Consider the following 25,107-nt stretch of genomic DNA (forward strand, 5'->3'; position numbering starts at 1 on the left):
GCGGGTCGCCGGTGCCCTGGCCGGCCGGTCCCCGCTCGCGGGCTCCGGCCCGCTGCGGATCCTGGTGCCGCCGGGCTTCCCGGCCGGTCTGGTGCCCGACGACGTCGAGGTCGTCCCGGACGGGCCGGACGTCGCGGTGTCGGAGCTGGACCGCTGCGACGGCGTGCTGTCGACGGCCGCGGTCGGCATCGCCGAGACCGGCACGATCATCCTCGACCACGGTCCGGGCCAGGGCCGGCGCGCGGCGACGCTGGTCCCCGACCTGCACGTCTGCGTGATCCGCGCCGACCAGGTCGTGGCCGGTGTGCCGGAGGCGGTGGCGGCGCTGGACCCGGCGCGGCCGCACACCTGGATCAGCGGGCCGAGCGCGACCAGCGACATCGAGCTGGACCGGGTGGAGGGCGTGCACGGGCCGCGGACACTGCACGTGGTGATCGTCAGCTGACGGTTCCGGCGGGGCCGGCGCTGGTGGTGGCGCCGGACGTGCCGCGGCTGCCCCGCGGGGCGGGCGACGCCGTCCGGAGCCAGGGCGTGCCTCCTAACGCGCGTAGCCAGGTCACGATGGTCTTCAGGACGACCCCGCCGCGGTAGGTCAGAGTGAGTTTGTCGTAGCGGGTCGCCAGGCCGCGCCACTGTTTGACCTCGCAGAAGCCGCGTTCGACGACGTTACGGCCGCGGTAGTCGTCGCGGTCGAACGCCGGTGGCCGACCGCCGCGGGAACCGCGTCGTTTCCGGTGCCCCTGCTGGTCGCAGGGTTCCGGGATGACCGCGACGATGCCGCGCTCACGCACGTGACGGCGGCTCGCGCGCGAGGAGTGGGCCTTGTCGCCGCGGACCCGCTGCGGGCGGGTCCGCGGCCGGCCCGGTCCGGCCCGGTCGATGCGCAGATGACTCATCAGGTGCAGAAACATCGGGGCGTCGCCGGCCTGGCCGGGTCCGACGAGCACGACCATCGGGCGGCCGGGCTGGTACCCGTCACCGACCTCGACGACAGCCCGCTCTCGGCCGAAGAGATCGCCTACGGTCAGGCCTCGAAAGCCTCCGCCACGATCGAGGCCTGCCGCACCGGCTGGCAGGAGTTCTGCGACTGGTGCACCAGCGAGCACCACGACCCGTCAACGGCCCCACCGGCCGCGGTGAGCGGCTACCTGACAACACTCGCCCAGGCCGGGGCGAAAGTCTCCTCGATGAGCTGGCGCATGGCCGCGATCCGGTTCTTCCACGCCCTGCAGAACCTGCCTGACCCGACCAGCCCGGACCGGTCCGAGCCACCACAGCATGCGTGCCGACGTCCGGTCTGTCGCCCGCGGACGGCCGCGTGTCCGTGGTGGTGACGGGTCGTGATCTACGGCGGAGGGGGCAAGCCGATCGAGCGAGCCCACAGGTGGGTCAGGGTGCGCACCGAGTCCGCCTCGGTGTGCTCCTGGCCCAGCACCAGCCAGTAGTAGATGTACTGGGTGACCATCGAGTTCAGCGCGTGCGAGGCGAGCACCGGGTCCAGGTCGGCATCGGCCAGGCCCCACTCCTGCAATCTCGCGATCCCGGCCGCAGCCCGGGCGACTGAGCGTTCGCGCAGCTCGAGCCGGTAGCGTCGCAGCTCCTCGTCGAACGAGGCGACCTGCTCGAACAGGGCGAGCAACCGGCTGTCCCGACGGAACAGCTCCAGGTAGCGCCGGTTGCCCTGCTCGATCCGCCGCCACGCCTCGGTCACCGTCGGCGCCCGGCCGTCCCCGCTGCGCGGGCTGGGCGGCCGCGCCGGGGCGTAGAGCCCGGTCTCCATCACCTCGTTGACCAGGGTGCGGAACGCGTCGGCCTTGGAGTCGAAGTAGGTGTAGAAGCTGCCGTGTCCGGTGCCCGCGGCGGCGGCGATGTCCGCGACCCGTGCGTCGAGGAACCCGTCGCGCTCGAACACCGTCCGCGCGCCCTGCAGCAGCAGCGCCCGGGTCCGGCGGCCGCGCGCGGTGCTCGGCGTGGCCCCAATGCTCGCCCGCCTGCGGCTGCCCACGCCGCTGCGCGCCTCGCCCGCCACCCGCTCCGTCACCCGTCACCTGCTCCCTCACCAGGGGCTCCTCCGGTCGCCGCGAAGGATCGCATACGAAATCGGCTGCGGAAAGACTTGTAGTCGACACGGATGTCGACTTACCGTGTGTGAACCGGGTCACTGTGGCCGAGTGCCGCCACCGCACCGGAGACCAGCACGTACCTCGGCGCCCGTCCGTGTGACGGGTCCCCTGTCGTGCCCCGCGGACGAGGAGGTCCACCCTGTGACGGAGACCGTCGACGCGACCCGGCCGAACGGGCCGGAGGCTACGCCGCCGACCGACTGGAACCGAGTGTTCCGGCCGCACGCGGTCGCTGTGCTCGGCGCGACCGGGCGGGCGGACAGCCCGATGGCGCGCCCGTTGCGGTGGCTCGCCGAGCGCGGGTTCTCCGGGCACGTGTGGCCGGTCAACCCGAAGTACGACGAGCTCGCCGGGCTGCCCTGCTTTGCGTCCCTGGACGCGGTGCCGGGCCCGGTCGACCTGGTGCTCGCACTGGTCCCGGCCGCGCACGCCCCGGACGCGGTACGCCAAGCGGGCGCCGCCAGCGCGGCCGCGGTCGTTGTGTTCGCCTCCGGGTTCGCCGAGGTGGGCACCGACGGCGCTGAGCTGCAGCACGAGCTCGTCGCAGCCGCGCGGGAGTCCGGCGTCCGGGTCCTGGGCCCCAACTGTCAGGGCATCTATTACGCGCCTACCCGCCTGTTCGCCACGTTCACCGCCGCGGCCGACCGGCCGTTGCGGGGCAGCTCCGGGATCGCCTACGTCGGACAGAGCGGCGCGGTTGGCGGCTCGGTGCTCGACATCGCCGCCGAGCAGGGCCTCGACCTCACCGCCTGGGTGAGCACCGGCAACCAGGCCGACGTGGACCTGACCGAGATCGGCCGGTACCTCGCGGCGGACCCGGAGATCTCGGTCCTGGCCGTCTACGCGGAGTCGGTCCGCGACGGCGCCGCCTACGAGCGCCTCGCCGCCGAGGCCGCAGCGGCCGGGACGTCGCTGGTGGTGCTGCGGTCCGGCCGGTCCGGCGCCGGGCGCCGCGCCGCCGTCTCGCACACCGGGGCGATGCTCGGCGACGACACCGCGTTCCGCCTGGTCTCACGCCGGTACGGCGTCGTGCTGGTCGACGACGTCGAGGAGCTGCTCGCGGCGGCCACCGTGCTGCGCGGGCAGCCCCGCCCGGCCGGTCGGCGGATCGCCGCGGTCAGCACGTCCGGCGGGGCGGGCATCCTCGCCGCGGACCGCTGCGAGGGCCACGGCCTGGCCCTGCCCGAGCTCGCGCCGGAGACCCAGGACAAGCTCTCCCGCCTCGTCCCCGCATTCGGGGCGCTGGCCAACCCGGTCGACGTGACCGCGCAGCTGTTCAATACCGGCGAGCGCGCGTTCGGCGACGTCTGCTCGATCGTCTGCGCCGACCCGTCGGTGGACGCCCTGCTGGTCCTGCTGACGATGGTCGTCGGCGACGAGGCCGCGGACCTGGCCGAGGACCTGACGGCCGCCATGTCGGGCAGCGGCGTGCCGTGCTCGGTGGTGTGGCTGGCCGGGCAGGACCGGACCACCCGCGCCCGCGCGATCCTGCGCGAGGCCGGGATCCCGGTGTTCTCCTCGATCGCCGTCGCGGCCCGGGTGGCCGGTGCGCTGACCTCCGACCGGATGCCGGACACGGCGCCGGGCAGGGCGCCGCTGCCGTGGCTCCCGGAAGCGGCGGACGACCTCGACCCGGCCACCGACGGTGGCTGGGCGCTGCTCGACGCGATCGGTGTCGACACCCCGGCGTCGGTGCACGCCGGCACCGCTGCCGAGGCCACCGACGCGGCCCGGGCGCTGGCCGGAGCCGGCGGCACCGTCGTGATGAAGGCCGTCGCCCCCGGGCTGGAGCACAAGACCGAGGCCGGTGGCGTCCGGCTCGGCGTCGCAGCCGAGCGGGCCGCCGCCGTGTTCGACGAGCTCGCCACCACTGTCGCGAGCCTGGCCGGGGTTCTGGTCCAGCAGGCCGTCCCGGGCGGCGTGGAGTTGCTGGTCGGCGCGAGCGGCGGGCGCGACGGATGGCCGCCGGTGCTCACGGTCGGACTGGGTGGCACCGCCACTGAGGTGCACCGCGACGTCGCGACCGCGCTGGCCCCGATCACCCCCGGCGACGCGCACGCCCTGCTGCGCGAGCTGCGGTGCTGGCCGCTGCTGGCCGGGCACCGCGGCGCCCCGGGGGTCGACGTCGACGCCGTCGTCGAGGCGATCGTCCGGGTCGGCGCCGTCGTCGCCCGCCGCCCCGACCTGGCCGAACTGGAGATCAACCCGCTGATCGTGGGACCGACCGGCGCCGTCGCCGTCGACGTCCTCGTCGCCACCCGCACCCCCTGACCGCACCCAACCGCACCGTGGAGGAACATCGATGGGCTCGATCGTCCTGGACAAGACCGACGGGGTCGCGACCCTGACCGTCGACTCGCCGGAGGTGAAGAACGGGCTGACGCCGCAGATGGGGCGCGAGCTCGTCGCCGCCTGCGAGGAGATCGACGCCGACCCGCAGATCGGGGCCGCCGTGGTCCGTGGGGCGGGCGGCACGTTCTGCTCCGGGGCGGACCGCCGGACCTGGAACCCCGGCGCCGACCAGGCAGCCGACGGCACGTTCCAGGAGACCGGCGCCGTCTACAAGGCGTTCGTGCGGGTCGGCAACCTCGCCGTGCCGACGATCGCCGCGGTCCGCGGGGCCGCCGTCGGCGCCGGGATCAACCTGATGCTCGCCACCGACCTGCGGGTCGTCGCCACCGACGCCCGGTTGCTCGCCGGGTTCCTGCGGATCGGCCTGCACCCCGGCGGCGGCTTCTTCACCATCGCCGGGCGCACCGCCGGGCGGGAGGCCACCGCCGCGATGGGCCTGTTCAGCCAGGAGGTCGACGGCCGCCGCGCCGCCGAGATCGGGATGGCCTGGGCCGCGGTCCCGGACGCCGACGTCGAGGACACCGCGCACCGGTTCGCCGCCGAACCGGCCAAGGACCCGGCTTTGGCCCGCGAGGCCGTCCGGTCGTTCCGCACCGAGCTCGGCCCGCCCGGCATCGGCTGGGACGCAGCCGTCGAGTTCGAACGCGCCACCCAGATGTGGTCCCAGCGCCGTCGAAACTCGCGCTGACGCGCCCCTGAGGGGTCGACGCCGGACAAGGAGGTCCCCGTGCGCCCGTCCACCACCCGCCACGTGACGCCGCGCCGCTTCGCGGTGCTGATGCTGCCCCTGCTGCTCGTCGCCGCGACCGCGTGCGGAGCGGGGACCGGCGCCATCCCGCAGGCCGACACCGGCCCGATCGACTGCCCGCCGGTCGCGCCGCGCACCGACCGCGACGCGGAGCTGACCTGGATCTACTCGGTCGACAACACGAGCTTCGACCCGGACAAGATCACCACCAACAACAGCCAGATGTACCTCTACCCGATCTACGACAGCCTCGTGCACGTCAACGCCGCCGGTGAGGCCGAGCCGATGCTCGCCGAGTCCTGGAAGCTCTCCCCGGACGGCCGGTCGGTGGACATGCGCCTGATCCCCGACTGGCGCTACCACGACGGCGTCGCGTTCGACGCCGAGTCGGTGCGCGCCAACCTGCTGCGCCACCGCGACTCCGAGGGCTCGTTCAACGCGAACCGGCTGGAGTCCCTGACCGACGTTCGGGTGCTCGACGAGCGCACGGTCCGCCTCGTCACCGACACGTCGGCCGGTCCGCTGATCACGATCCTGGGCGGCTCGGCCGGGATGATGATGAGCCCGGCCACGTTCGACAAGCCCGGCGAGGACGTGAAGCCCACCGGCGGGTCCGGCCCGTACACGATGAGCCGCTACGTCCCGGGCGACCGCGTCGAGTACACCCGGGTGCCGGGCTACTGGAACCCGGACGCCGCCCGCCTCGCGAAGATGACCTACCTGATCTCCGGTGACGACAACGCCCGGCTCAACGCCGTCACCACCGGTGCCGCGGACGTGACGTTCCTGCGGGCCAGCATGCTGCGCCCGGCCCAGGAATCCGGCCTGACGATCTGCCAGCAGCCCTCGCTGTCGAGCTACACGCTGAACCTGAACACCGCGCGTTCGGAGTTCGGCAACGAGAAGGTCCGCCAGGCGATGAACGTCGCCGTCGACCGGCAGTCGATCAGCCTGCTGGTCAGTGGCCTGTGCCAGCCGGCGGGGCAGATGTTCCCAGACTTCTACTACGCGTCGTCGAAAAACGTGACGCCGCCGCGGCACGACCCGGAACGGGCCCGGCAGCTGCTCGCCGAGGCCGGCCTGCCGGACGGGTTCTCGTTCGACTTGGAGGTCGTCAATCTCGACGTCTACCAGCAGATCGCGCAGATCATGCAGGCGAACTTCGCAGAGGTCGGCATCACGATGTCGATCACTCCGGTGGACCTGAACAAGCTGGCCGAGGACTTCTCGGTGTCCAAGAGTGTGGACGCGATCCTGTTCGAGCAGAAGGCCGAGTCGGACGCGAGCGTGCTCACCGCCGAGTACTACCGCCCGGACGGGTTCAACAACCCCGGCGGGTTCAACGACCCGGAGATGGTCGTCGCCGACGAGGCCGCCTCCCGCGGTGCGACGCCGGCCGACCGGGCACCGCAGTTCACGAAGCTGTTCGACCGCGTGGCCGAGGTGCAGGCGCCGCACATCACCCTGTGCAACCTGACGACCCCCTACGTGCAGAACCCGAAGGTCGGCGGGGTCGAGATCTACGCCGACGCGTCCCGCCAGTTCCGCGGAGCGGCGATCAACCCCTGAGGGAGGTTCTGATGCTCGGTCTTCTCGCCCGCCGGCTGGCATTCACGGTCCCGATGCTGGTCGTGGTCAGCTTCTGCGTGTTCAGCCTGATCGTGCTGGTCCCCGGCGACCCCGCGGTCGCCCTCGCCGGGGAGAACCCGGCCCCGGAGCAGATCGCGGCCGTGCGCGAGCGCCTCGGCCTCGACGACCCGTTCCTGGTGCAGTTCTGGCACTGGTTCAGCGGGGTCCTGCAGGGTGACCTGGGCCAGTCGCTGTTCTCCAGCCAGTCCGTGGCCGACGCGGTGTTCTCCCGGCTGCCCGCCACCCTGTCGCTGGCGCTGCTCAGCCTCGCCGTGGCGCTGGTACTCGGGGTGGCGGTCGGGGTGCTGGCCGCGATGCGTCCGGGCACCTGGATCGACCGGGTCGCGACGTTCGCGGCGAGCCTGGGCGTGGCCGTCCCGTACTTCTGGGTCGGCATGATCCTGGTGCTGCTGTTCGCGATCAACCTGACGATCTTCCCGGCGGTCGGCTACGTGCCGCTCACCGAGAACCCGCTGCAGTGGTTCCTGCACCTGTTCCTGCCGGCCACGGCACTGGGGCTGGCGCCGGCCGCGGTGATCGCCCGGCAGACCCGGGCCGGGATGACCGGCGTGCTGTGTGAGGACTACGTGCGCACGGCCACGGCGAAGGGGCTGCCCCCGGCGCGCGTGGTCGGGCAGCACGCGCTGAAGAACGCGGCCGTGCCCGTCGTCACCGCGTTCGGGCTCGAGGCCAGCCGCCTGATCGGCGGCACCGTCGTGATCGAGCAGCTGTTCGCCCTGCCCGGCCTCGGCAACCTCGCCTACACATCGGTGTTCGCCCGGGACTTCCCGATGGTGCAGGGCGTGCTGCTCGTGGTCGCGGCGCTGGTGCTGCTGATCAACCTGCTCGTCGACCTGTCCTACGGCTACTTCAACCCGAGGATCCGGCAGTCATGACCACCACTGCACCCGCCGCGACCCCGCCACCGGCCGCGCCGCCGTCGTCCGCACCGGCGCCGGGGCCCGACCGGCCCGGCTTCTGGCGCCGCTTCCGGGACAACCGTCCCGCGTTCGTCGCCCTGGTCGTGCTCGCCGTGCTCGTGCTGGCCTCGCTGGCCGCACCGCTGATCGCGCCCTACGCACCGGAGGCGATCGACGTCCCGCGGCGGCTGTCGCTGTCCACCCCGGACCACTGGCTGGGCACCGACTCGCTCGGCCGGGACACGTTCACCCGGCTGCTCTACGCGGGCCGGGTGTCGTTGATGGCGGCCGCGCTGGCCGTGGCCATCGCCACCGCGGTCGGCGTCCCGCTGGGCCTGCTCGCCGGCTACGTCGGAGGGAAGGTGGACTGGCTCCTCGGGCGGGCCGGCGACGTCCTGATGACGTTCCCGGCGATCATCCTGGCGATCGCGATCATCGCCGCGACCGGCCCCGGTCTGCAGAACGCCATGGTCGCGCTCGGGATCGTCTACGCACCGCGGCTGTTCCGGGTGACCCGCGCGGCGACGCTGCGGGTCCGCGCGGAGACCTACGTGGAGGCGTCGATCAGCATCGGAACCCCGGCGTGGAAGATCATCGCGCGGCGGGTGCTGCCGAACGTGGCCTCTCCGGTGCTGGTGCAGGTCTCGGTGATGCTGGCCGCCGCGCTGCTCGCCGAGGCGGCGCTGAGCCTGCTCGGGCTCGGCGTCGTACCGCCCACCGCGAGCTGGGGCGTGATGCTCGGCAGCGGGTTCAAGGAGATCCGCTCCACCCCGCTGCTCGTGTTCTGGCCCGGCGTCGCGATCGCGGTGGCCACCCTGTCGTTCAACCTCATCGGCGATGGGCTGCGCGACGCCCTGGGCCGCCGGATCCGGAAGGCCGCCCCATGAGTGCACCCGCCACCACCTCCACCCTGCTCGGCGTGTCCGACCTCCGCGTCGAGTTCGCCACCGACCACGGCTGGTCCACCGTCGTGGCCGGGACGACGTTCTCTGTCGGCGAGCACGAGATCGTCGGCCTGGTCGGCGAGTCCGGCTCCGGCAAGACCGTCACCGGGCTTTCGGTGCTGGGCCTGCTGCCCCGCGGCGTCGGACGGGTCGCGTCCGGATCGGTGACGCTCGGCGGGCGGGACCTGCTCGGGCTCTCCGAGCGGGAGCTGCGCTCGGTGCGCGGCAACGAGGTCGCCATGGTCTTCCAGGAGCCGATGACCAGCCTGAACCCGGCGTTCAGGATCGGCGACCAGATCGCGGAGACGGTGCGCCTGCACCGCGGCGGCTCCCGGCGGGCGGCCCGGGACCGGGCGGTCGAGGTGCTCGACCTGGTCGGCATCCCGCACGCCCGGCGCCGCGCCGACGACTACCCGCACGAGTTCTCCGGCGGCATGCGGCAACGCGCGATGATCGCGATGGCGGTCAGCTGCGAGCCGTCACTGCTGATCGCCGACGAGCCGACCACCGCCCTGGACGTGACGATCCAGGCGCAGGTCCTCGAGCTGTTGGCGAGCATGCAGGCCGAGCTCGGGATGAGCGTCCTGCTGGTGACCCACGACCTCGGCGTGGTCGCCGAGGTGTGCGAGCGGGTCGTGGTGATGTACGCCGGGCAGGTCGTGGAGCAGGCGCAGGTCGGCGAGCTGTTCGATCACCCCCGCCACCCCTACACCGAGGGGCTGCTGGCCGCGATGCCCCAGCTCGGCTCGCGCGGGCACCGGCTCCCGTCGATCCCGGGCCGGACCCCGGAGCCGTGGGCGATGCCTCCGGGCTGCCGGTTCGCGCCCCGCTGCGAGTATGCCCTGCCTGCGTGCGAGGAACCGCCGTCGCTTCTCACCACCCGTCCCGACCATCTCTCGCGCTGCCTGCGCCACGACGAGCTGACCCTGCGAGGTGCCCGATGAGCGACTCGACGGCGGTGGACACCCGCAATGACCTGCTGGAGGTCGAGGACCTGCGCGTCACGTTCGGCTCGCCCGGCCTGCGCGGGCGCGGCCGGGTGTTGCACGCCGTCGACGGGGTCGACCTGCGGGTCGGGCGCGGCCGCACCCTGGGCCTGGTCGGCGAGTCCGGCTCGGGCAAGTCGACACTCGGGCGCGCCGTCCTGCGGCTGGTCCCGATCCGCGGCGGGCGGGTACGCGTCGACGGCACCGACGTCACCGCGCTGCGCGGGCGGGCGCTGCGGGAGATGCGCCGCACGATGCAGATGGTCTTCCAGGACCCGTACTCCTCGCTGGACCCGAGCTCGGTGATCGGCGAGAGCATCGCCGAACCGCTGCGCGAGCAGGAACGCCTCACACCCCGCGACGCGCGGGCCCGGGTCGCCGAGCTGCTCGACGTCGTCGGGCTTCCCGCGAGCCACGCCGACCGCTACCCGGCGGAGTTCTCCGGCGGTCAGCGCCAGCGGGTCGCGATCGCCCGCGCCGTCGCGCTCAACCCGAGCCTGGTCGTCTGCGACGAGGCGGTGTCCGCGCTCGACGTCTCCACCCAGAACCAGGTGATCAACCTGCTGGAGGACCTGCGCGGCCGGTTCGGGCTGTCCTACCTGTTCATCGCGCACGACCTGGCCGTGGTGCGCCACATCGCGCACGAGGTGGCGGTGATGTACCTCGGGCACGTCGTGGAGAGCGGCCCGACCGACCGCGTCTACGACTCCCCCGCCCACCCCTACACACAGGCGCTGCTCTCAGCGATCCCGGCCTCGCATCCGTGCGACGCCGGCACCGGGAAACGGATGCTGCTCACCGGGGACCTGCCCGACCCCGCGAACCCGCCCGAAGGATGCGCGTTCGTGACCCGCTGCCCGTTCGCGATGGACGTGTGCCGGGAGGTGGCGCCGGCCGTGACGCCGGTCGAGGGCGGCGGCGACGTGGCCTGTCACCTGCAGACCACCGGCCCGGCGCTGGCCGGTAGACCGCTCGGGGCGGGCGGGGTGGGCGGGGTGGACGCGGCGCCGAGGGTGGCGCCGTGACCGGCTCCCTGGACGGGATCACCGTCGTCGAGTTCGGGCAGTTCGTGTCCGTCCCGTTCTGCGCGCAGCTGATGGCCGACGCCGGCGCCCGCGTGATCAAGGTCGAGCCGCCGGGCGGGGACTCCTACCGCCGCGCGCTCGAACTCGCGCCGCGGGAGAGCCGCCAGTTCGCGATCAAGAACCGGGGCAAGGAGTCGGTCGCCCTGGACCTCGCCCACCCCGGCGCGGCCGACGTGGTCGACCGGCTGGCCGCGGCCGCGGACGTCGTCCTGGTGAACATGAGCCCGGCCGCGGTCGCCCGTCGCGGCCTGGACTTCGCGACCCTCTCGGCGCGGCACCCGCGGCTGGTGCACGGCTTGGTCACCGGATACGGCACGGTCGGGCCCGACGCCGGGCTGCCCGGCATGGACGTGGTGATGCAGGCGCACTCCGGGCTGGTCGCCGCGCTCGGCGCGGAGGCCGACGGGGTCCCGCGGCACAGCGAGGTGCAGGTCGCGGACTACGCGTCGTCGCTGCTGCTGCTCGCCGGGGTGTCGATGGCGCTGCTGGCCCGTGACCGCACCGGGCGCGGCCAGCAGGTCGACGTCTCGCTGCTCGGTGCGGCGCTGACCATGCAGAACAACCAGTTCTCGCACGTCGAGTCCGTCGACGGGTGGCGGGCCGGCTTCGTCGCCGACGAGCTGCCCGCGCTGCGCCGCGGCGGTGCGGGCCGGGACCGGATCGACGCCGCCCGTGCCGCGCACCAGAGCGACCGGCTGACCCTGACCGCGCACTACCGCGTGTTCGGCACGGCGGACGGCGCGATCTCGGTCGGTGCCGGGAGCCCGCCCACCCAGGAGCGCCTGGCCACGATCGCGGGGCTGCCGGTCGCACTGCTGGGCACCGACCCGGACACCGTCCGCATCCGGCTGACGGCGCTGTTCGCCACCCGCACCAGCGCCGAGTGGATCGCCGAGCTGCGGGCGGCGGCGATCCCGTGCGGCGAGGTCCGCGCGCTCGACGAGGTCCTCTCCGATCCGCACGTGGAGGCCGAGGGCCTGGTCGCCGACGTCGAGCACCCGGCGATCGGCCGCTACCGGGGCCTGGGCAGCCCGATCCGCTTCGGCGACACCCCGTCCGACCCCACCCGGCCGTCCCCGGCGTTCGCCGCCCACACCACCGCCGTGCTCGACGAGCTCGGCTTCACCCCCGGCGAGGTCGAGGGCCTGCTGCGCTCCGGCGCCGCGGTGGCCGCGCCCCTTTCCGATGCCTCAGCCGACACCGCAGGCGACACCGCAGCTTCGAGGAGGAGCACCGCATGATCTTCGCGCCGACCGTGCTGACCGAGACCGAGGAACGCCTACGGCTCGAGGTGCGGGAGTTCCTAGCGGCCGAGCTGCCGCCGGACTTCCGGCCCGGGCTGGGTCTGGGTGGCGGCCACGACCCGGAGTTCTCCCGCAGGCTGGCCGCGCGTGGCTGGGTCGGGATGGCCATCCCGCGCGAGTACGGCGGGCAGGGCGCGACGCCGGTGGAGCGGTTCGTCGTGGTGGAGGAGCTGCTGGCCGCGGGTGCGCCGATCGTCGCGCACTGGGTGGCCGAGCGGCAGACCGCGCCGACGCTGCTCGCGTTCGGCACCGAGGAGCAGCGCCGCTGGTTCCTGCCGCGGATCGCGGCCGGCGAGTGCTGGTTCTCCCTCGGGATGAGCGAGCCCGACGCCGGCTCCGACCTCGCCTCGGTGCGCACGGCCGCGACGAAGGTCGACGGCGGGTGGGTCCTGAACGGCACGAAGATCTGGACCAGTGCCGCGCACCTGAACCACTTCTTCGTGGTGCTGTGCCGCACGTCGCCGTCCGACGACCGGCACGGCGGGCTGTCCCAGCTGATCGTGGACCTGCACGCGCCCGGGCTGAAGGTGTCCCCGATCCACTACCTCGACGGCGGACACCACTTCAACGAGGTCGTGTTCACCGACGTGTTCGTGCCCGACGACCGGGTGCTGGGCGACGTCGGCTCCGGCTGGCACCAGGTGACCTCGGAGCTGGCCTACGAGCGCTCCGGCCCGGACCGCTACCTGTCCGCGTTCGGGCTGCTCGCCGCCTTCGTCCGAGAGGAGCGCCAGCGGAACGAGCATCAGCACCGGGAGTTCGGGGTCACGTTCGACGACACGGCGCGGGCCGCGGTCGGGCGGGCGTCGGCGAAGCTCTGGACGATCCGGCAGCTCTCGCTGGCGGTGGCCCGGTCGTTGGAGCGGGGTGCGGCGCCCGCGGTGGAGGCGGCGCTGGTCAAGGACATCGGGACGCTCTACGAGCAGGAGGTGGTGGAGGTGCTGCGGCACGTCGCCGGTCAGGAGATCGACCCCGGGGGGCCCGGGCTGTTCGAGCGGCTGCTCGCCGAGGCGGTGCAGACCGCGCCGTCGTTCACGTTGCGCGGCGGCACCACCGAGGTGCTGCGCAGTATCGCGGCCAAGGGCCTGACCGGGGCCGGCCGATGAGCGCCCCGAGCGACGCGGACCTGGTCGCCGAGGCCGTCGGTGAGGTGTTGCGGGCACGATGCCCCCAGGACGTCGTCGCCGCGGCCGAGCGCACCGGGTGGGCCCCGGAGCTGTGGGCGGCCGTCGCGGCCGGCGGGTTCCCGTGGGTCTCGGTCCCCGAGGACGCGGCCGGGGGCGTCGCGGTCGGCGGCTCGGTGGCCGAGGCGTGCGCGGTGCTGGAGCAGGTCGGGCGCTACGCCGCGCCGTTGCCGGTGGCCGAGACCGGGCTGCTCGGCGGGTGGCTGCTCGCGGCGGCCGGGTTCGAGATCCCGTCCGGGCCGGTCACCACGGCGGCGACGGCCGGCTGGTCCGGCACGTCGTCCGCGGACACCGGCGAGGAAGGCCGGAGGCCGGCATCGGTGTCGCTGCGGCAGGAGAACGGCGATTGGGTCGCCGCGGGCAGCGTCGCGCGGGTGCCGTGGGCACGGGAGGCGGCCCGGATCGTGCTGCTCGCCGACTCCCCGGACGGGCTGCAGGTCGTCGCGCTCGACCCGGGCGCGGCGCGGATCACGCCGGGCACCAACCTCGCCGCGGAGCCGCGCGACACCGTGCACCTCGACGACGTGCCGGTCGGCGGGGCCGGAGGCGGGGAGGTCGCGCCGGCGCCGGACGGTGTCAGCCACGACGCGCTGCTGCTGCGCGGCGCGCTGTCCCGGGCGGCGCTGATCGCCGGCGCCGCCGGGCGAATCCTCGACATCACCGTCACCTACACCGGGCAGCGCCAGCAGTTCGGACGTCCGGTCGCTCGGTTCCAGGCGGTCGCGGCGCACCTGGTGCGCCTGGCCGAGCAGACCGAGACGGTCCGGATGGCGGCCCGCGTCGCGGCGGCCAACACCCGCGCCGAGCCGCCATTTCTCGACATCGCGGCGGCCGCGACGGTGGCCGGCGAGTCGGCCGGGCTGATCGCCGCCGCCGCGCACCAGGCGACCGGCGCGATGGGCATGACCCGCGAGTACGAGCTCGGTCAGCTCACCCGGCGGCTGTGGTCCTGGCGCGAGGAGTACGGAGGCGAGCGGGTGTGGAGCACCCGGCTCGGGGCCGCCCTCACCGAGGGCGGAGCCGGGGCACTGTGGCCGGCGATCGCCCGCGGGGCCGCCGCGTGAGGACCGGCGGCCACACAAGGACGGAGCACGGGCTCGACGTCGTCGTGGACGGCCGAGTCGCGACCGTCACCCTGGACCGCCCGGAGCGGCTCAACGCCCTGTCCACCGGACTGCAGGGCGACCTGGTCCGCGCCTTCGACGGCTTCGACGCCGACGACGACGTGTGGGCCGTCGTGCTCACCGGCGCCGGGGACCGGGCGTTCTCCGCGGGCGTCGACCTCAAGGAGGTCCGGGAGGCCGACACCGGGCCGGGCCCGGGGCTGCGGCCGATGGCCGGGTTCTCCCGCAACGTGTTCGAGACGGTGCTCGAGTGCGGCAAGCCGACGGTCGCCGCGCTCAACGGGTGGGCGATGGGCGGCGGCTGCGAGCTCGCGCTGGCCTGCGACGTCCGCCTCGCCGCCGAGCACGCCCGGATCGGGCTGCCGGAGGCCAAGCGCGGGATGGGCGCGAACTTCGGAGTGCACCTGCTGTCCCGGATCGTGCCGCGCGGGATCGCCTACGAGCTGCTCTACACCGGCGACGACCTCTCGGCCGCCGACGCGCACCGCTGGGGCCTGGTGAACCGGGTCGTCTCCGGTGCAGCGCTGGCGGCCGAAGCGGACGCGTTGGCCCGGCGGATCGCCGGGAACGCGCCGCTGACCGTGCAGCGTTACAAGGCCGCGATCGGGCGGGGCGGGGAGCTGCCGCTGTCCTCGGCGCTGCGCCTGTCCGTCGGCCCGGACCCCTACACCAGCCGGGACCGCGTCGAGGGGGTGGCCGCGTTCGTGGAGAAGCGGGCGCCCGTCTGGGAGGGACGCTGACCCCCGTGCGCGGATATCGCTGTTCTGGCAGCGATATCCGCGCACGGGTCAGTGGATGGGCTGATCCAGGGCGCGGTGGATCGGTTCGCCGGCCAGAAGATGCCCGGCTGGACCCCCGACGGCGGCCTACGGTGTCGCGTTCGTCCCGACGGACGAGGCCGTCCCGTGGTCGTTCCCGGTGGTCAACGTCGGCTGGCTGCACCGCCTGCCGGCTTTGGTGCTCCGGATCGTGAACGCATGCCCGGACGGGACCTGCCCGGGTTCATGACCGCCGCGTCGACGTCGCAGCAGCACGCCGCCCGCGGGAGTTGCTGGAGCTCGGCGGTGATCGCCTTGTGCAGGGACTGGTGACGAGTTGACAGTGCGTAGCGGGGCGAATTGCGGTCGGGGTAGGTCCAGAGCGGGCTGTGGCGATGCCCGGGAGGCTCCCATTCGTAACGTGGATGTACGTGTGCATGAAGATGTTCGAATGAGTTTCCGAGGGATCTTCTGGTTGATTCTTCGAAATCCACTGTCGAGCCGCTGGTACGCGTGTAGCTGGTCCCCGACCCCGACGGCCCGACTACCGCGCGCTACTGCCGGGCCTGCCCGCCGGCCGGGCCGATCACCGACCTGACCTGCGCGCGCTACGGCGACGGCCCCTTGCTCGTGGGGGACCTCGCTGCCGACCCCGCCGGGGCCGACGACGTACTGTCCGCGGCCGCGCAGCAGTGGCTCGTCGTGGCAGGGTGGCGCCTCGACGGGCCGGTGTGCCCCGGCTGTGCGTATATAGATCGGGGTTGACCGAGGTGCCGCAACGGGGCGCATCCTGGAGAACGGGGCAGTCGCAGGGCGGGGGGTGTGGACGTGTCGGAGAGTGAGCTGGAGCCGCCGTCTGGCCTGAGCCGACGCCTGTGGCGGAGCTGGATCGTGGGCGTTACGGGCATAGCGCTGTGGCCTGCCGTCGAGATCGTCGTCGGACCGCGAGTGCCCGTAGAGGTCGGCTCGGTGATCGTCGCCTGGATGCTGCTGATCGCGGCGCCTGTGTTGGGTGTGATCGCGTGGCACCTGGCAGGTACGCCTCGTCCGTCTGCCGCTGTGCTCACCACTACGGGGGTTGACCCAGGGCACGCGCGGAGGAAGGAGATCGACCGGTCCTTGTCGCGGGGCGATGCGGAGGCCGCCGCGGGATGGCCGTCGTATGCACGTGCCCGGGTTGCGCAGCGCCGCCGCGAGCTCATCACCCTCGGTCCGATCACCGTGCTGGTCTGGAGCCAGCTCCTGTCCCGACCGGCCGGAGAGATCTGGTGGTGGGCGATCTTGCTGGCCGCGACCGCCGTGACAGTGACCGGCGTGGTTTCGGCTGTTCGACAACTGCGCCGCGAGCGTGCACTCGGTGCGGCTGGCGCCGCACCGTTGACCTGACGTCGGCGGTTGGGCCCTCCGCGCCCTCAGCCGACCGATTCCTCCCGTTCCACAGGGCGTTCCCCTCGCGGCGTAGGGACCTGAGGCTGGACCACCGACGTGGGGCGACCCTCAGGAAGATCGCCGCCGCACTCACGGCAGTAGACAATTTTCTATCATAGTCGTAAGTTCGGAGCGTGGACTCCTCCCCCGCCGTCCGATACCTCTCCCTGTCGATCACTCTGGCCATCGACCCGCCGATCCCAGCCGATACCGATGTCCACGAGATCGGCCAGGCCGTGGCCGCAAGGATCGGCAACGACGGGGTCGCGATGACCACGGCCCCCGTTCGCGGTAGGCCGATCGGCCGCCTCGGCTGGGTCATCCCCACCACCAATCGCACCATGGGCAGCGACCTCGCCGACTTCGCACGCGTCTTGGAGGCCGCCGCTCGCGAGGGTCTCGAACGCGTCGTCCCCCTGACGACCCCGGAGAACCGCGGCCGCGTCCGCACCGTCGCCTTGGAAGTCCTCACACTCGACGAGGTCGATCGCCGCCTGGCCATCGACCGCTTCCCCGACATTGTCGGCATCGACGAGGTCTGCCAGATCCTCGGCGTGAAACGAGCCATGGCCTACCGCCACACCTCCCGCGACGGCTTCCCCCCGCGTGTCCGCGAGGGGGTCGCGATCTGGTTCCGCGCCGGCGTCGAGCGCTACGCCGCCGAGCTACGTGGGGAACCAGACCCCATGATCGAGAGGATGCGCAGCCTCGGATACTCCACAGCGCCCGTCGAGATCGGAACATCGCCGACGGCCGCAGCCGGTAGGGAAGACATCAAGACCACCGGCCCCAGCTGATCCGCAGTCGAGGACGCCCGGCACGGGCGCGACGGCGACGCGCGCGTCAGAGGTTCTACGACTGGCAGGCGGCACCGCCCCCGGCCTGACCCACCGCTCACACCGGCCCCCGGAGACGCCGGCTACCGCGCGGTCGGCGCGGCAGTGGTTGTCGGTCCCCTGTGCCACGCTTCGAGGCGAGCTCGGTCTGCGGGTGGAAGGAGATGAGCGGTGACCCTCGCCCTGGAGCTGTTCCCCCGCCGGGTGGATCCGGAGGTTTTCGCTCGCGCCCAGGTCGGACGGTTCACTGGTCACCAGCTCCGCATCGGCCGTTCCCGAGTCGTGCCCGCTGTCGCCTTCCGTTCCTGGCTCGGCGACCTCACGTTGCCGGTCCCGGCCTGTCACCAGGGCTGGTCCGGATTCGCCGCAGCCGGCGACCTGCTCGCCACCAGCGATCCCGTGCCTGAAGTGCGCGATGCGCGCCGGGCCGGTAGCCGTGGTGGCGGAGCAAACCGAGTTGTTCCCGGTCGAGCTGCCCGGCCGGCGCTGGCCATGGCCCGACGCCGGCGCGGTCGACCTCATTCGTGCCCTGGCTCATCAGTTCTGATGATGCGGACGAGCGCCGCGGAACGGACCCCCTCCAGGGGCCGATAGGTCAGTGGCTTGCGCCGCCGGCTGGCTGCGCTGGGGAGGCGAGGACTGGTCATGGGTCGACGGGCGAACTTTCGCATCCAGCAGAAGCTGGCCCGGGCCAACGCGTTGCACGAGCGAGCCGAGGTCATGCGGCGGGCCGCCATGACCCCGGCGCAGCGCGCCGAGGCCGACTACGTCTTCGACGTCCAGCGCGTGCGCGAGGAGGGCGAGCGGCAGGCCCGGCAGCGTGCCAACCAGGTCCTGGCACTCGGGTTCGTCGCGGGTCTCGTCCTCGCCGCTCTGACCGCGCCCTGGGTGTGGTTCGTCGTCATGGTCGCGGCGGCCGTTGGGGCGTGGGCTACGCATCGGGCGAGGATCCTAGAACTCAGCGACACGCTGGAGACCATGCGCCCGCCCTTGGCACCCGGATCGACCGGTCCGGCCGACTGACTGACCGCACCGGTCGATCCGGGAGCCGCGCGACAGTGCCCCAGACGCCATGGCCCCAGAACTCGAACTCGGCCTGGACGATCTGTTAGCGCGGGCTCGGGCCGCGTCCTTTCTGTCCTGACCAGCCGTTGTGCCATTCCCGAGATCGGAGTGGCTTCGTCGAAGGGATCTGCGAGATGACATCCCCCCAGTACATGCCCTCCCACCGACCGCCGACTCCTGGCCAAACCGCACTTCCCAACCAGCACGGCTCGGCCGCGCTGAGTGTGTTGCGCGTGGTCACCTACATCCTGGCCAGCCTCGCCTCGCTCACGTTCTTGGTCGTCGTCCTCTGGGTCGCCGTCAAGATCAACCAGCTGCAGACCGCCTGGGAAGAGAGCCCTCTTGGTCGGTTGTCCTCACTGACCTCCCCGCCGCCGTCTTCCGTCCCGAACGGGAGTACGGAGCTGTTCTGCCTGCAGTTCCCCCACGCTCAGGGATGCTGACATCGCTTCGCCTGGGCCGATCAAACGCCGTAGTACGACCCAGCAGATTTGTTCCGTCGGGGGAAGGGTGATGACATGATCGATGTGGATTTGGGCCGACATGATGTCGACGAGGCATTGCATCCGGTGAAACCCATGCTGAGGTAAGGGTGGATGGTGAGAGAATCAGCCAGACGCCTCGCATCATCAGGGGTTAGCGGCAGCAACGAGCATGTAGTCGCGGTCGCACCTGTTTATGGCCATCGCGCAGACTTCAACATCGTCACCGATCGCCGCCTCATCAAGTGGGAGGCCACCGTACTCAATCGCCTCGTGGACATAGCGACCTCGTCGGTGACGTCCAGCAAATTAACCGGGAACGACGTATATGCATACCTGAACGTCCACACGGGGACGGACAGCATCGAACTCGGCCCGTCGAAGCGGGTGGATGCTCAGCGACTTCTTGACTCTCTTCGTGCCGACGCTGACGCGTCGACTCATGCTGGTCGCGCCAGGCCATCCCCTGCCACCGACCACGACATGAGTAGCCTTGTAGATCTATTATCGAAATTGCGCGATCTGCACTCTGCAGACCTGCTCAGTGTCTCCGAACACGAGGCAAAAAAGGCCGCGATTCTCCGACGAATGTAAACGGCACCCGCATCGTCATCGCCGGGAGCCGACGACGTCCGCCCCGGCCCTACTCGGGGACGGCCGCACGGTCCGCCTCCGCTAGGCCGCACCGAGCGTCCGCACCACCACCGTCGCGATGTCCTCCGCCGAGCGCGCGGCCGGGCCCGTGGGGAGCACCATGTGGCTGACGGTGAGCCGGGCGGCGGTCTGGGCGGCGAGCCGGACGTCCTGCTCGCGGGCCCCGGGCCTGACCCGGCGCAGGTAGCCCGCGGACCGCTCGGCCGCGGCCGCGATGATCGGACCGGAGTCGGCGCCGAACGCGGACGGGACCGCCGCGTCGCCGCTGAGCAGGGCCTTGATCAGCGGGTTCTCCCCCGCCTCGGTGAGGGCGGCGTCGACCGCGGCGACCCAGGCCGAGTACAGGTCGGACTCTCCGTCGAGGGCGGCCTCGATCCGGTCGAGAAACCGGTCGGTGGCGCGCAGCATCAAGGCCGCGGCGAGGCCGTCACGGTCGCCGAACTCGCTGTAGAGGGTCTGCCTGCTGACCCCGACCCGGCGGGCGAGCTCGGGCATCGACGGGCGTTCCCCGGCGACCGCGAGGCGTTCGGCGACGTCGAGGGCCTCACCGCGCAGCTCGTCGCGGGCCCGCCGCGCCATCGTCCGCCGCTCGCTCATGGAAGACATCATGACACGACCCGTCCATCACCTGGACAGTTCTGCCGGATGTGTCTAACTTCGGCGGGGACACCGACGTCGAGGCCCGAGGAGCAGTACCGTGAAGCTGGTGCAGCAGGCGCGTGAGCGCTGGTCGTCCGTCCTGACCCTGCCCGCGCCCGACCGGCTCGACGACGCGCTGCTCGCCACCGGCGCCCGGAGCCACCGTCCCGCGCCGTTCGGCCCGGCACCGCACGGGCTGGCCGAGGTCCCCGGTGACGAGGGCATGCCGCTGCTCGGCCACGCGCTGGCCTACATCCGGTTCGGGCACCGCTTCACCCGCGCCCGCACCGAGGCACTCGGCCCGGTGTGGTGGATGCGGTCCCCGGTCGGCCGGGCGATCGTCGTGACCGGCCCGGCCGCGACCCGGGAGGTGCTCACCAACCGGGACAAGGCGTTCTCCCAGGAGGGGTGGCGCGCGACGGTCGACGCGTTCTTCCACCGCGGCCTGATGCTGCTCGACTTCGACGAGCACCGCGCGCACCGGCGGATCATGCAGGAGGCCTTCACCGCCGACCGGATCTCCAGCTACGTCGCCGCGACCACCCCCGTCGTGCGCGAGGTGCTGCCGACCTGGCCGGAGCGGCTGCGGCTCTACCCGGCGCTCAAGCGGCTCACCCTGGACGTCGCGCAGGCGGTGTTCATGGACGCCCGCTCCGGACCGGAGGCCGAGGCGGTGAACCGGGCGTTCGTCGACTGCGTCCGGGCCGCGAACTCCTTCGTCCGCAAGGACCTGCCCGGCACCCGGTGGCGGCGCGGGCTGCGCGGGCGGGTGGTGCTGGAGAACTGGTTCCGGGAGAACCTGGCGGCCAAGCGCGCGGGCGAGGGCACCGACCTGTTCTCCGCGCTGTGCCACGCCCGCACCGACGACGGCGAGACGTTCTCCGACGACGACGTCGTCAACCACATGATCTTCCTGATGATGGCCGCGCACGACACGTCGACCACCACGACGGCGTCGGCGGCGCACCACCTCGCGCGCCACCCGGTCTGGCAGGAGCGCTGCCGCGCCGAGTCCGACGCACTCGCCGAGCGGATCGGGGACCGCGCCCCGACCGTGGCCGAGCTGCGCGAGCTGACCTCGCTGGACCTGGTGATCCGGGAGGCCCTGCGGCTCGACGCGCCGGTACCGCTGGTCATGCGGACGGCGGTGAAGGACACCGCGGTCGCCGGGCACCACGTGCCGGCGGCGACGCGGGTCGTCGTCGCGCAGGCGGTGAACCACTACGACCGGTCCTGCTGGACCGACCCGGAGCGCTTCGACCCCGAGCGGTTCGGCCCGGACCGGCGCGAGGACCGCTCCGACCGCGACGCGTGGATCCCGTTCGGCGGTGGCGTGCACAAGTGCATCGGGCTGCACTTCGGGACCCTGGAGGTCACCGCGATCCTGCACGAGATGCTGCGCCGCTACCGGTGGAGCGTGGAGCCCTCCTACCGGCTGCGCTGGGACAACACGTCGCTGCCGGTGCCGGTGGGCGGCATCCCGGTGCGGCTCACCCCGCGCTGACGGCCCACTCGTCGCGGGCGATCCGCACGGCCAGCGCCAGCAGCGCGACGGCCGCGCCGTGCAGCCGCTCCCCCACCGCGCGGTCCGCCTCGCCCGCGGCGACCCGCGCCCAGGTGCCCTCCAGCACGACGCCGAGCTTGAACGCGGCCAGCCCCGCGTACCAGGTGATGCCGGTGGTGTCGCGGCCGCCGGCGTCGGCGTAGGCGGCGACGAGCTCGGCCCGGGTGGGGAGCCCGCCGTACCCGGCGAGCTCGGTCCCGGCGCCGAACCCGACCGGGTCGACCGGCCACGTGACCAGCAGCCAGCCGAGGTCGAGCAGCGGGTCGCCGACGGTGCACATCTCCCAGTCGACCAGCGCGGCCACCCGCGGCCGGGTCCGGTCCAGCAGCACGTTGTTCAGGTGCAGGTCCCCGTGCGCGACGCCCGGTTCCGGCTCGGGCGGCCGGTGGCGGGTCAGCCAGTCCGCGGCGACGGCCACGTCGGGCAGGTCGCCCGGGTCGTAGCCGGGCACCTCGGAGTAGGACGCCAGCTGCTCGGTCCAGCGCGGCACCTGCCGTTCCAGGAACGGGCCGGGGCGGCGCAGCCCGTCGAGCCCGACGGCGGCCGGGTCGAGACGTCCCAGCCGTGCCGCGGCCCGGGCCACGTCGAGCACCGCGCCGTGCCTCAGCGCCGTGGTCGCGGCCTGCTCGGGCGAGACCCGCTCGCCGGGGTTGACGCCGTCCACGTCGGACATCAGGTAGAACGGCCTGCCGAGCACCTCGGCGTCGGTGCAGGCGGCGACGAGCTCCGGGTGCGGCACGTCGGTGCCGCGCAGCGCGCCGAGCACGGTGATCTCACGGGCGATGGTGCGGGCCGACCCCGGCCGCGGGTGCACCGGCGGGGAGCGCAGGACCAGCGGCCTGCCGTCGACGACGGTGCGCAGCACCACGTTCTGGGTGCCGCCGCCGACCGGTTCCAGCTCGCCGGACCAGTTGCCGAGGCCCTGGTCGCGCAGCCAGGCCCCGAGCGCGGCACGGTCGACGACGTCGGCCGGGGACCTCACGTCGACCACGCCATCCCGCCGTCGACCTTGATCGTCGCGCCGGTCGTGTAGCCGGCGTCCGGGCCGGTCAGGTAGAGGATCGCGCCGACGACCTCGGCGGCCTCCCCCACCCGTCCGGCGGGGACGGTGCCGGCGATCCGCGTGCGGAACTCCTCGGTCCAGTGCTCGGCGATGTCGGTCCGGACCGGGCCCGGCATCACCGTGTTGACCCGCACCGACGGCGCGTAGGCGCGGGCGAGCCCGACGGTCAGGGCGTTGAGCCCGGCCTTGGCCAGCGCGTAGGGCAGCTCGCCGGGGCCCGGCATCACCGCCGCGACCGAGGAGACGTTCACGATCGCGCCGCCGCCCGCCGCGGCCATGAGCTCTCCGCAGCGGGCACCGAGCCGGTAGGCACCGCGCAGGTTCACCGCGAGGACCTTGTCGAACAGCTCCTCGGTGACCTCGGTGAGCGACCCGTAGAGCGGGGACATCCCGGCGTTGTTGACCAGCACGTCGATCCGGCCGTGCTCGGCGAGCACCCGGTCCACCAGGGCGTCGCAGTCCGCCCAGCGGCCCACGTGGCAGCCGACGCCCAGTGCCGGCGTGCCGTGCTCCGCGGTCAGCTCCGCAGCCAGCGCGGTGCACGCCTCGGCCCTGCGGCTGGCGACGACGACGGTGTCGCCGCGGGCCGCGTACGCCGCGCACGCCGCCCGACCGATCCCCCGGCTCCCGCCGGTGACGACGACGACCCGGCCTCCGTCGCTCGACGCGCTCATCTCAGGACGCCCCGGAGCCCCCGGCGTTCCACTCACGGTCCTTGCGGTCCTCGGACTCGGTGCGCTCCTTGGCGATCTCCAGCGCGCGGGCCGCGGTGGCCTTGTCCGGGTACGGGCCGAGCCGGTCGGCCGACCGGCAGCCGTCGGCGGTCTCCACGGTGCCGTGCTTGAGGCAGTAGAACCATTGCTCGTCGCTCATGGGACCACCCTGGCACCGATCCACCCCGCCTGTCTCCCGCCGCGCCGGTCCGGCGATGGCAGGCTGGGGGGCATGGCACTGGTGCTCGGGGTGGACTCCTCCACCCAGTCCTGCAAGGTCGTCGTCCGCGACGCCGACACCGGCGAGCTCGTCCGTTCCGGGCGCGCCGCACACCCGGACGGTACGGAGATCGCGCCCCGGCTCTGGTGGGAGGCGCTGCAGGCCGCGATCGACGACGCGGGCGGCCTCGACGGCGTCGCGGCGCTGTCGGTCGCGGGCCAGCAGCACGGCATGGTCTGTCTCGACGAGCGCGGCGAGGTCGTCCGCGACGCGCTGCTGTGGAACGACACCCGCTCGGCCGCCGCCGCCCGTGAGCTCGTCGAGGAGTTCGGCGCGGACCGGTGGGCGGAGACGACCGGCGTCGTCCCGGTGGCCTCGATCACCCTGGCCAAGCTGCGCTGGCTCGCCGCGCACGAGCCGGAGAACGCCGCCCGCACCGCGGCGGTGTGCCTGCCGCACGACTGGCTGACCTGGAAGCTCCGCGGGGGCGGGCTCGCCGGCGGCGCGGGTCTCGACGAGCTGGTCACCGACCGGTCCGACGCCTCGGGCACCGGCTGGTTCGACGGCGTCGACTACCGCCCCGAGCTGCTGGAACGCTTCTTCGGCTCGACGCCGGCGCTGCCGCGGCTGCTCGGTCCGGCCGAGTCCGTCGACGGCCCGGGCGGGATCCGGGTCGGCGCCGGGGCGGGCGACAACGCGGCGGCCGGGCTGGGTGTCGACGCCGGCGACGACGTCGTCGTCTCGCTGGGCACCTCCGGGACGGTGTTCGCCCGCTCGGAACGTCGCGCCCAGGACCCCTCCGGGATCGTCGCCGGGTTCTCCGACGCCACCGGCGCCTATCTCCCGCTGGTGTGCACGCTCAACGCCTCCCGGGTGCTGGATGCGACCCGGCGGCTGCTCGGCGTGGACCACGACGAGCTGGGCCGCCTCGCGCTGGCCGCCGAGCCGGGCGCGGACGGCCTGGTCGTGGTGCCCTACCTGGAGGGCGAGCGGACCCCGAACCTGCCCGACGCGACCGGCGCACTGCACGGCTGGACGCTGGCGTCGGGGACCCGGGAGAACCTGGCCCGGGCCGCGGTCGAGGGCATGCTGTCCGCGCAGCGGGTCGGACTGGAGGCGCTGCGCGAGCAGGGCGTCACCGTGTCCGGGGTGACCCTGGTCGGCGGGGCGGCCCGCTCCGAGGCGGTCTGCCGGATCGCCGCGCAGGTCTTCGAGGTGCCGGTGCGGGTGCCCGAGCCCGGCGAGTACGTGGCCGACGGCGCCGCCCGCCAGGCCGCGTGGGCGCT

General features: G+C 73.2%; 24 protein-coding genes. 19 read left to right on the plus strand and 5 right to left on the minus strand.

Annotation, left to right across the window (positions count from 1 at the left end):
• Together GTW08_RS27515 and GTW08_RS32285 are read left to right on the plus strand one after the other, a co-directional pair.
• The coding region (locus tag GTW08_RS27515; protein ID WP_161152725.1) for a LutC/YkgG family protein at positions 1-445 on the plus strand (445 nt) is incomplete at its 5' end.
• A gap of 289 nt (positions 446-734) precedes the next feature.
• Positions 735-1,334 carry a hypothetical protein gene (locus GTW08_RS32285; protein WP_237454247.1) on the plus strand — a complete coding sequence of 200 codons (600 nt, stop codon included), beginning with the start codon at positions 735-737 and terminating at the stop codon, positions 1,332-1,334.
• An 11-nt stretch (positions 1,335-1,345) separates the two neighbouring features.
• Here GTW08_RS32285 and GTW08_RS27525 read toward each other — a convergent pair whose 3' ends face one another.
• A complete protein-coding gene (locus GTW08_RS27525) occupies positions 1,346-2,041 on the minus strand; it encodes a TetR/AcrR family transcriptional regulator (RefSeq protein WP_083658135.1) in 696 nt (231 codons plus the stop codon).
• A gap of 223 nt (positions 2,042-2,264) precedes the next feature.
• Here GTW08_RS27525 and GTW08_RS27530 point away from each other — a divergent pair, with 223 nt between their 5' ends.
• The 15 genes from GTW08_RS27530 (at position 2,265) to GTW08_RS27600 (ending at position 18,929) form a co-directional block, all read left to right on the plus strand.
• Entirely contained in the window at positions 2,265-4,394 is a 2,130-nt protein-coding gene (locus tag GTW08_RS27530; RefSeq protein WP_202417784.1) for an acetate--CoA ligase family protein, read from the plus strand.
• 31 nt (positions 4,395-4,425) lie between these two features.
• The gene (locus GTW08_RS27535; protein WP_073574521.1) at positions 4,426-5,163 is read left to right on the plus strand and encodes an enoyl-CoA hydratase-related protein; all 738 of its coding nucleotides are present in this window, start codon (positions 4,426-4,428) and stop codon (positions 5,161-5,163) included.
• 39 nt (positions 5,164-5,202) lie between these two features.
• Positions 5,203-6,792, plus strand: coding sequence for an ABC transporter substrate-binding protein (locus tag GTW08_RS27540; RefSeq protein WP_073574520.1), 1,590 nt, complete (start codon positions 5,203-5,205; stop codon positions 6,790-6,792).
• An 11-nt stretch (positions 6,793-6,803) separates the two neighbouring features.
• Complete coding sequence (locus tag GTW08_RS27545) at positions 6,804-7,748, plus strand: ABC transporter permease (protein WP_073574519.1); 945 nt, start codon at positions 6,804-6,806, stop codon at positions 7,746-7,748.
• Complete coding sequence (locus GTW08_RS27550) at positions 7,745-8,659, plus strand: ABC transporter permease (protein WP_073574518.1); 915 nt, start codon at positions 7,745-7,747, stop codon at positions 8,657-8,659. Before GTW08_RS27545 ends, GTW08_RS27550 begins: the two co-directional genes overlap by 4 nt.
• Positions 8,656-9,660 carry an ABC transporter ATP-binding protein gene (locus GTW08_RS27555; RefSeq protein WP_073574517.1) on the plus strand — a complete coding sequence of 335 codons (1,005 nt, stop codon included), beginning with the start codon at positions 8,656-8,658 and terminating at the stop codon, positions 9,658-9,660. Before GTW08_RS27550 ends, GTW08_RS27555 begins: the two co-directional genes overlap by 4 nt.
• Entirely contained in the window at positions 9,657-10,727 is a 1,071-nt protein-coding gene (locus GTW08_RS27560) for an ABC transporter ATP-binding protein (RefSeq protein ID WP_073574516.1), read from the plus strand. The genes GTW08_RS27555 and GTW08_RS27560 overlap by 4 nt, the downstream gene beginning before the upstream one ends.
• Positions 10,724-12,028 carry a CaiB/BaiF CoA transferase family protein gene (locus GTW08_RS27565; protein ID WP_073574515.1) on the plus strand — a complete coding sequence of 435 codons (1,305 nt, stop codon included), beginning with the start codon at positions 10,724-10,726 and terminating at the stop codon, positions 12,026-12,028. The genes GTW08_RS27560 and GTW08_RS27565 overlap by 4 nt, the downstream gene beginning before the upstream one ends.
• Positions 12,025-13,197 (plus strand): acyl-CoA dehydrogenase family protein, encoded by a 1,173-nt coding sequence (locus GTW08_RS27570; RefSeq protein ID WP_073574514.1) that lies wholly within the window; start codon positions 12,025-12,027, stop codon positions 13,195-13,197. Before GTW08_RS27565 ends, GTW08_RS27570 begins: the two co-directional genes overlap by 4 nt.
• Positions 13,194-14,339, plus strand: a complete 1,146-nt coding sequence (locus tag GTW08_RS27575; protein WP_073574513.1) for an acyl-CoA dehydrogenase family protein — start codon at positions 13,194-13,196, stop codon at positions 14,337-14,339. Before GTW08_RS27570 ends, GTW08_RS27575 begins: the two co-directional genes overlap by 4 nt.
• A 44-nt stretch (positions 14,340-14,383) precedes the next feature.
• A complete protein-coding gene (locus GTW08_RS27580) occupies positions 14,384-15,139 on the plus strand; it encodes an enoyl-CoA hydratase-related protein (protein WP_161152726.1) in 756 nt (251 codons plus the stop codon).
• A gap of 840 nt (positions 15,140-15,979) precedes the next feature.
• On the plus strand, positions 15,980-16,543 hold the full coding sequence (locus GTW08_RS27585; protein ID WP_073574512.1) for a hypothetical protein: 564 nt from the start codon (positions 15,980-15,982) through the stop codon (positions 16,541-16,543).
• A 176-nt stretch (positions 16,544-16,719) separates the two neighbouring features.
• Positions 16,720-17,382: a helix-turn-helix transcriptional regulator gene (locus tag GTW08_RS27590; RefSeq protein WP_073574511.1), complete on the plus strand. Its 663-nt coding sequence runs from the start codon at positions 16,720-16,722 to the stop codon at positions 17,380-17,382.
• Between the two features lie 684 nt (positions 17,383-18,066).
• Positions 18,067-18,444, plus strand: coding sequence for a hypothetical protein (locus GTW08_RS27595; protein WP_073574510.1), 378 nt, complete (start codon positions 18,067-18,069; stop codon positions 18,442-18,444).
• A gap of 275 nt (positions 18,445-18,719) precedes the next feature.
• A complete protein-coding gene (locus GTW08_RS27600) occupies positions 18,720-18,929 on the plus strand; it encodes a hypothetical protein (RefSeq protein ID WP_139282714.1) in 210 nt (69 codons plus the stop codon).
• Positions 18,930-19,643: 714 nt separating this feature from the next.
• On the opposite strand, the gene GTW08_RS27605 is transcribed toward GTW08_RS27600, so the two are convergent.
• On the minus strand, positions 19,644-20,219 hold the full coding sequence (locus tag GTW08_RS27605) for a TetR family transcriptional regulator (RefSeq protein ID WP_073574508.1): 576 nt from the start codon (positions 20,217-20,219) through the stop codon (positions 19,644-19,646).
• A 100-nt stretch (positions 20,220-20,319) separates the two neighbouring features.
• Here GTW08_RS27605 and GTW08_RS27610 point away from each other — a divergent pair, with 100 nt between their 5' ends.
• Positions 20,320-21,765, plus strand: a complete 1,446-nt coding sequence (locus GTW08_RS27610) for a cytochrome P450 (RefSeq protein ID WP_073574507.1) — start codon at positions 20,320-20,322, stop codon at positions 21,763-21,765.
• Here GTW08_RS27610 and GTW08_RS27615 read toward each other — a convergent pair.
• Genes GTW08_RS27615 through GTW08_RS27625 form a run of 3 tightly spaced genes read right to left on the minus strand, consistent with a single transcriptional unit; the run spans position 21,752 to position 23,761 of the window.
• Positions 21,752-22,807 carry a phosphotransferase gene (locus tag GTW08_RS27615; protein ID WP_174565864.1) on the minus strand — a complete coding sequence of 352 codons (1,056 nt, stop codon included), beginning with the start codon at positions 22,805-22,807 and terminating at the stop codon, positions 21,752-21,754. The two genes, GTW08_RS27610 and GTW08_RS27615, sit on opposite strands and share 14 nt — an antisense overlap.
• Entirely contained in the window at positions 22,804-23,562 is a 759-nt protein-coding gene (locus GTW08_RS27620; RefSeq protein ID WP_073574505.1) for an SDR family NAD(P)-dependent oxidoreductase, read from the minus strand. The genes GTW08_RS27615 and GTW08_RS27620 overlap by 4 nt, the downstream gene beginning before the upstream one ends.
• A 1-nt stretch (position 23,563) precedes the next feature.
• Positions 23,564-23,761, minus strand: coding sequence for a hypothetical protein (locus tag GTW08_RS27625; protein WP_073574504.1), 198 nt, complete (start codon positions 23,759-23,761; stop codon positions 23,564-23,566).
• Positions 23,762-23,833: 72 nt separating this feature from the next.
• On the opposite strand from GTW08_RS27625, the gene GTW08_RS27630 reads away from it, so the two are divergent.
• Positions 23,834-25,107: xylulokinase (locus GTW08_RS27630; protein WP_161152727.1), on the plus strand; the 1,274-nt coding region annotated here is incomplete at its 3' end.

Source organism: Pseudonocardia sp. SID8383 (genome assembly GCF_009864975.1).
Taxonomy (GTDB): domain Bacteria; phylum Actinomycetota; class Actinomycetes; order Mycobacteriales; family Pseudonocardiaceae; genus Pseudonocardia; species Pseudonocardia alni.

Coding starts and splice junctions, on each gene's coding strand:
- GTW08_RS27545 (WP_073574519.1), top strand. CDS start 6,804: ATGCTCGGTCTTCTCGCCCGCCGGCTGGCATTCACGGTCCCGATGCTG.
- GTW08_RS27570 (WP_073574514.1), top strand. CDS start 12,025: ATGATCTTCGCGCCGACCGTGCTGACCGAGACCGAGGAACGCCTACGG.
- GTW08_RS27625 (WP_073574504.1), bottom strand. CDS start 23,761: ATGAGCGACGAGCAATGGTTCTACTGCCTCAAGCACGGCACCGTGGAG.
- GTW08_RS27550 (WP_073574518.1), top strand. CDS start 7,745: ATGACCACCACTGCACCCGCCGCGACCCCGCCACCGGCCGCGCCGCCG.
- GTW08_RS27575 (WP_073574513.1), top strand. CDS start 13,194: ATGAGCGCCCCGAGCGACGCGGACCTGGTCGCCGAGGCCGTCGGTGAG.
- GTW08_RS27595 (WP_073574510.1), top strand. CDS start 18,067: ATGGGTCGACGGGCGAACTTTCGCATCCAGCAGAAGCTGGCCCGGGCC.
- GTW08_RS27605 (WP_073574508.1), bottom strand. CDS start 20,219: ATGAGCGAGCGGCGGACGATGGCGCGGCGGGCCCGCGACGAGCTGCGC.
- GTW08_RS27555 (WP_073574517.1), top strand. CDS start 8,656: ATGAGTGCACCCGCCACCACCTCCACCCTGCTCGGCGTGTCCGACCTC.
- GTW08_RS27620 (WP_073574505.1), bottom strand. CDS start 23,562: ATGAGCGCGTCGAGCGACGGAGGCCGGGTCGTCGTCGTCACCGGCGGG.
- GTW08_RS27535 (WP_073574521.1), top strand. CDS start 4,426: ATGGGCTCGATCGTCCTGGACAAGACCGACGGGGTCGCGACCCTGACC.
- GTW08_RS27560 (WP_073574516.1), top strand. CDS start 9,657: ATGAGCGACTCGACGGCGGTGGACACCCGCAATGACCTGCTGGAGGTC.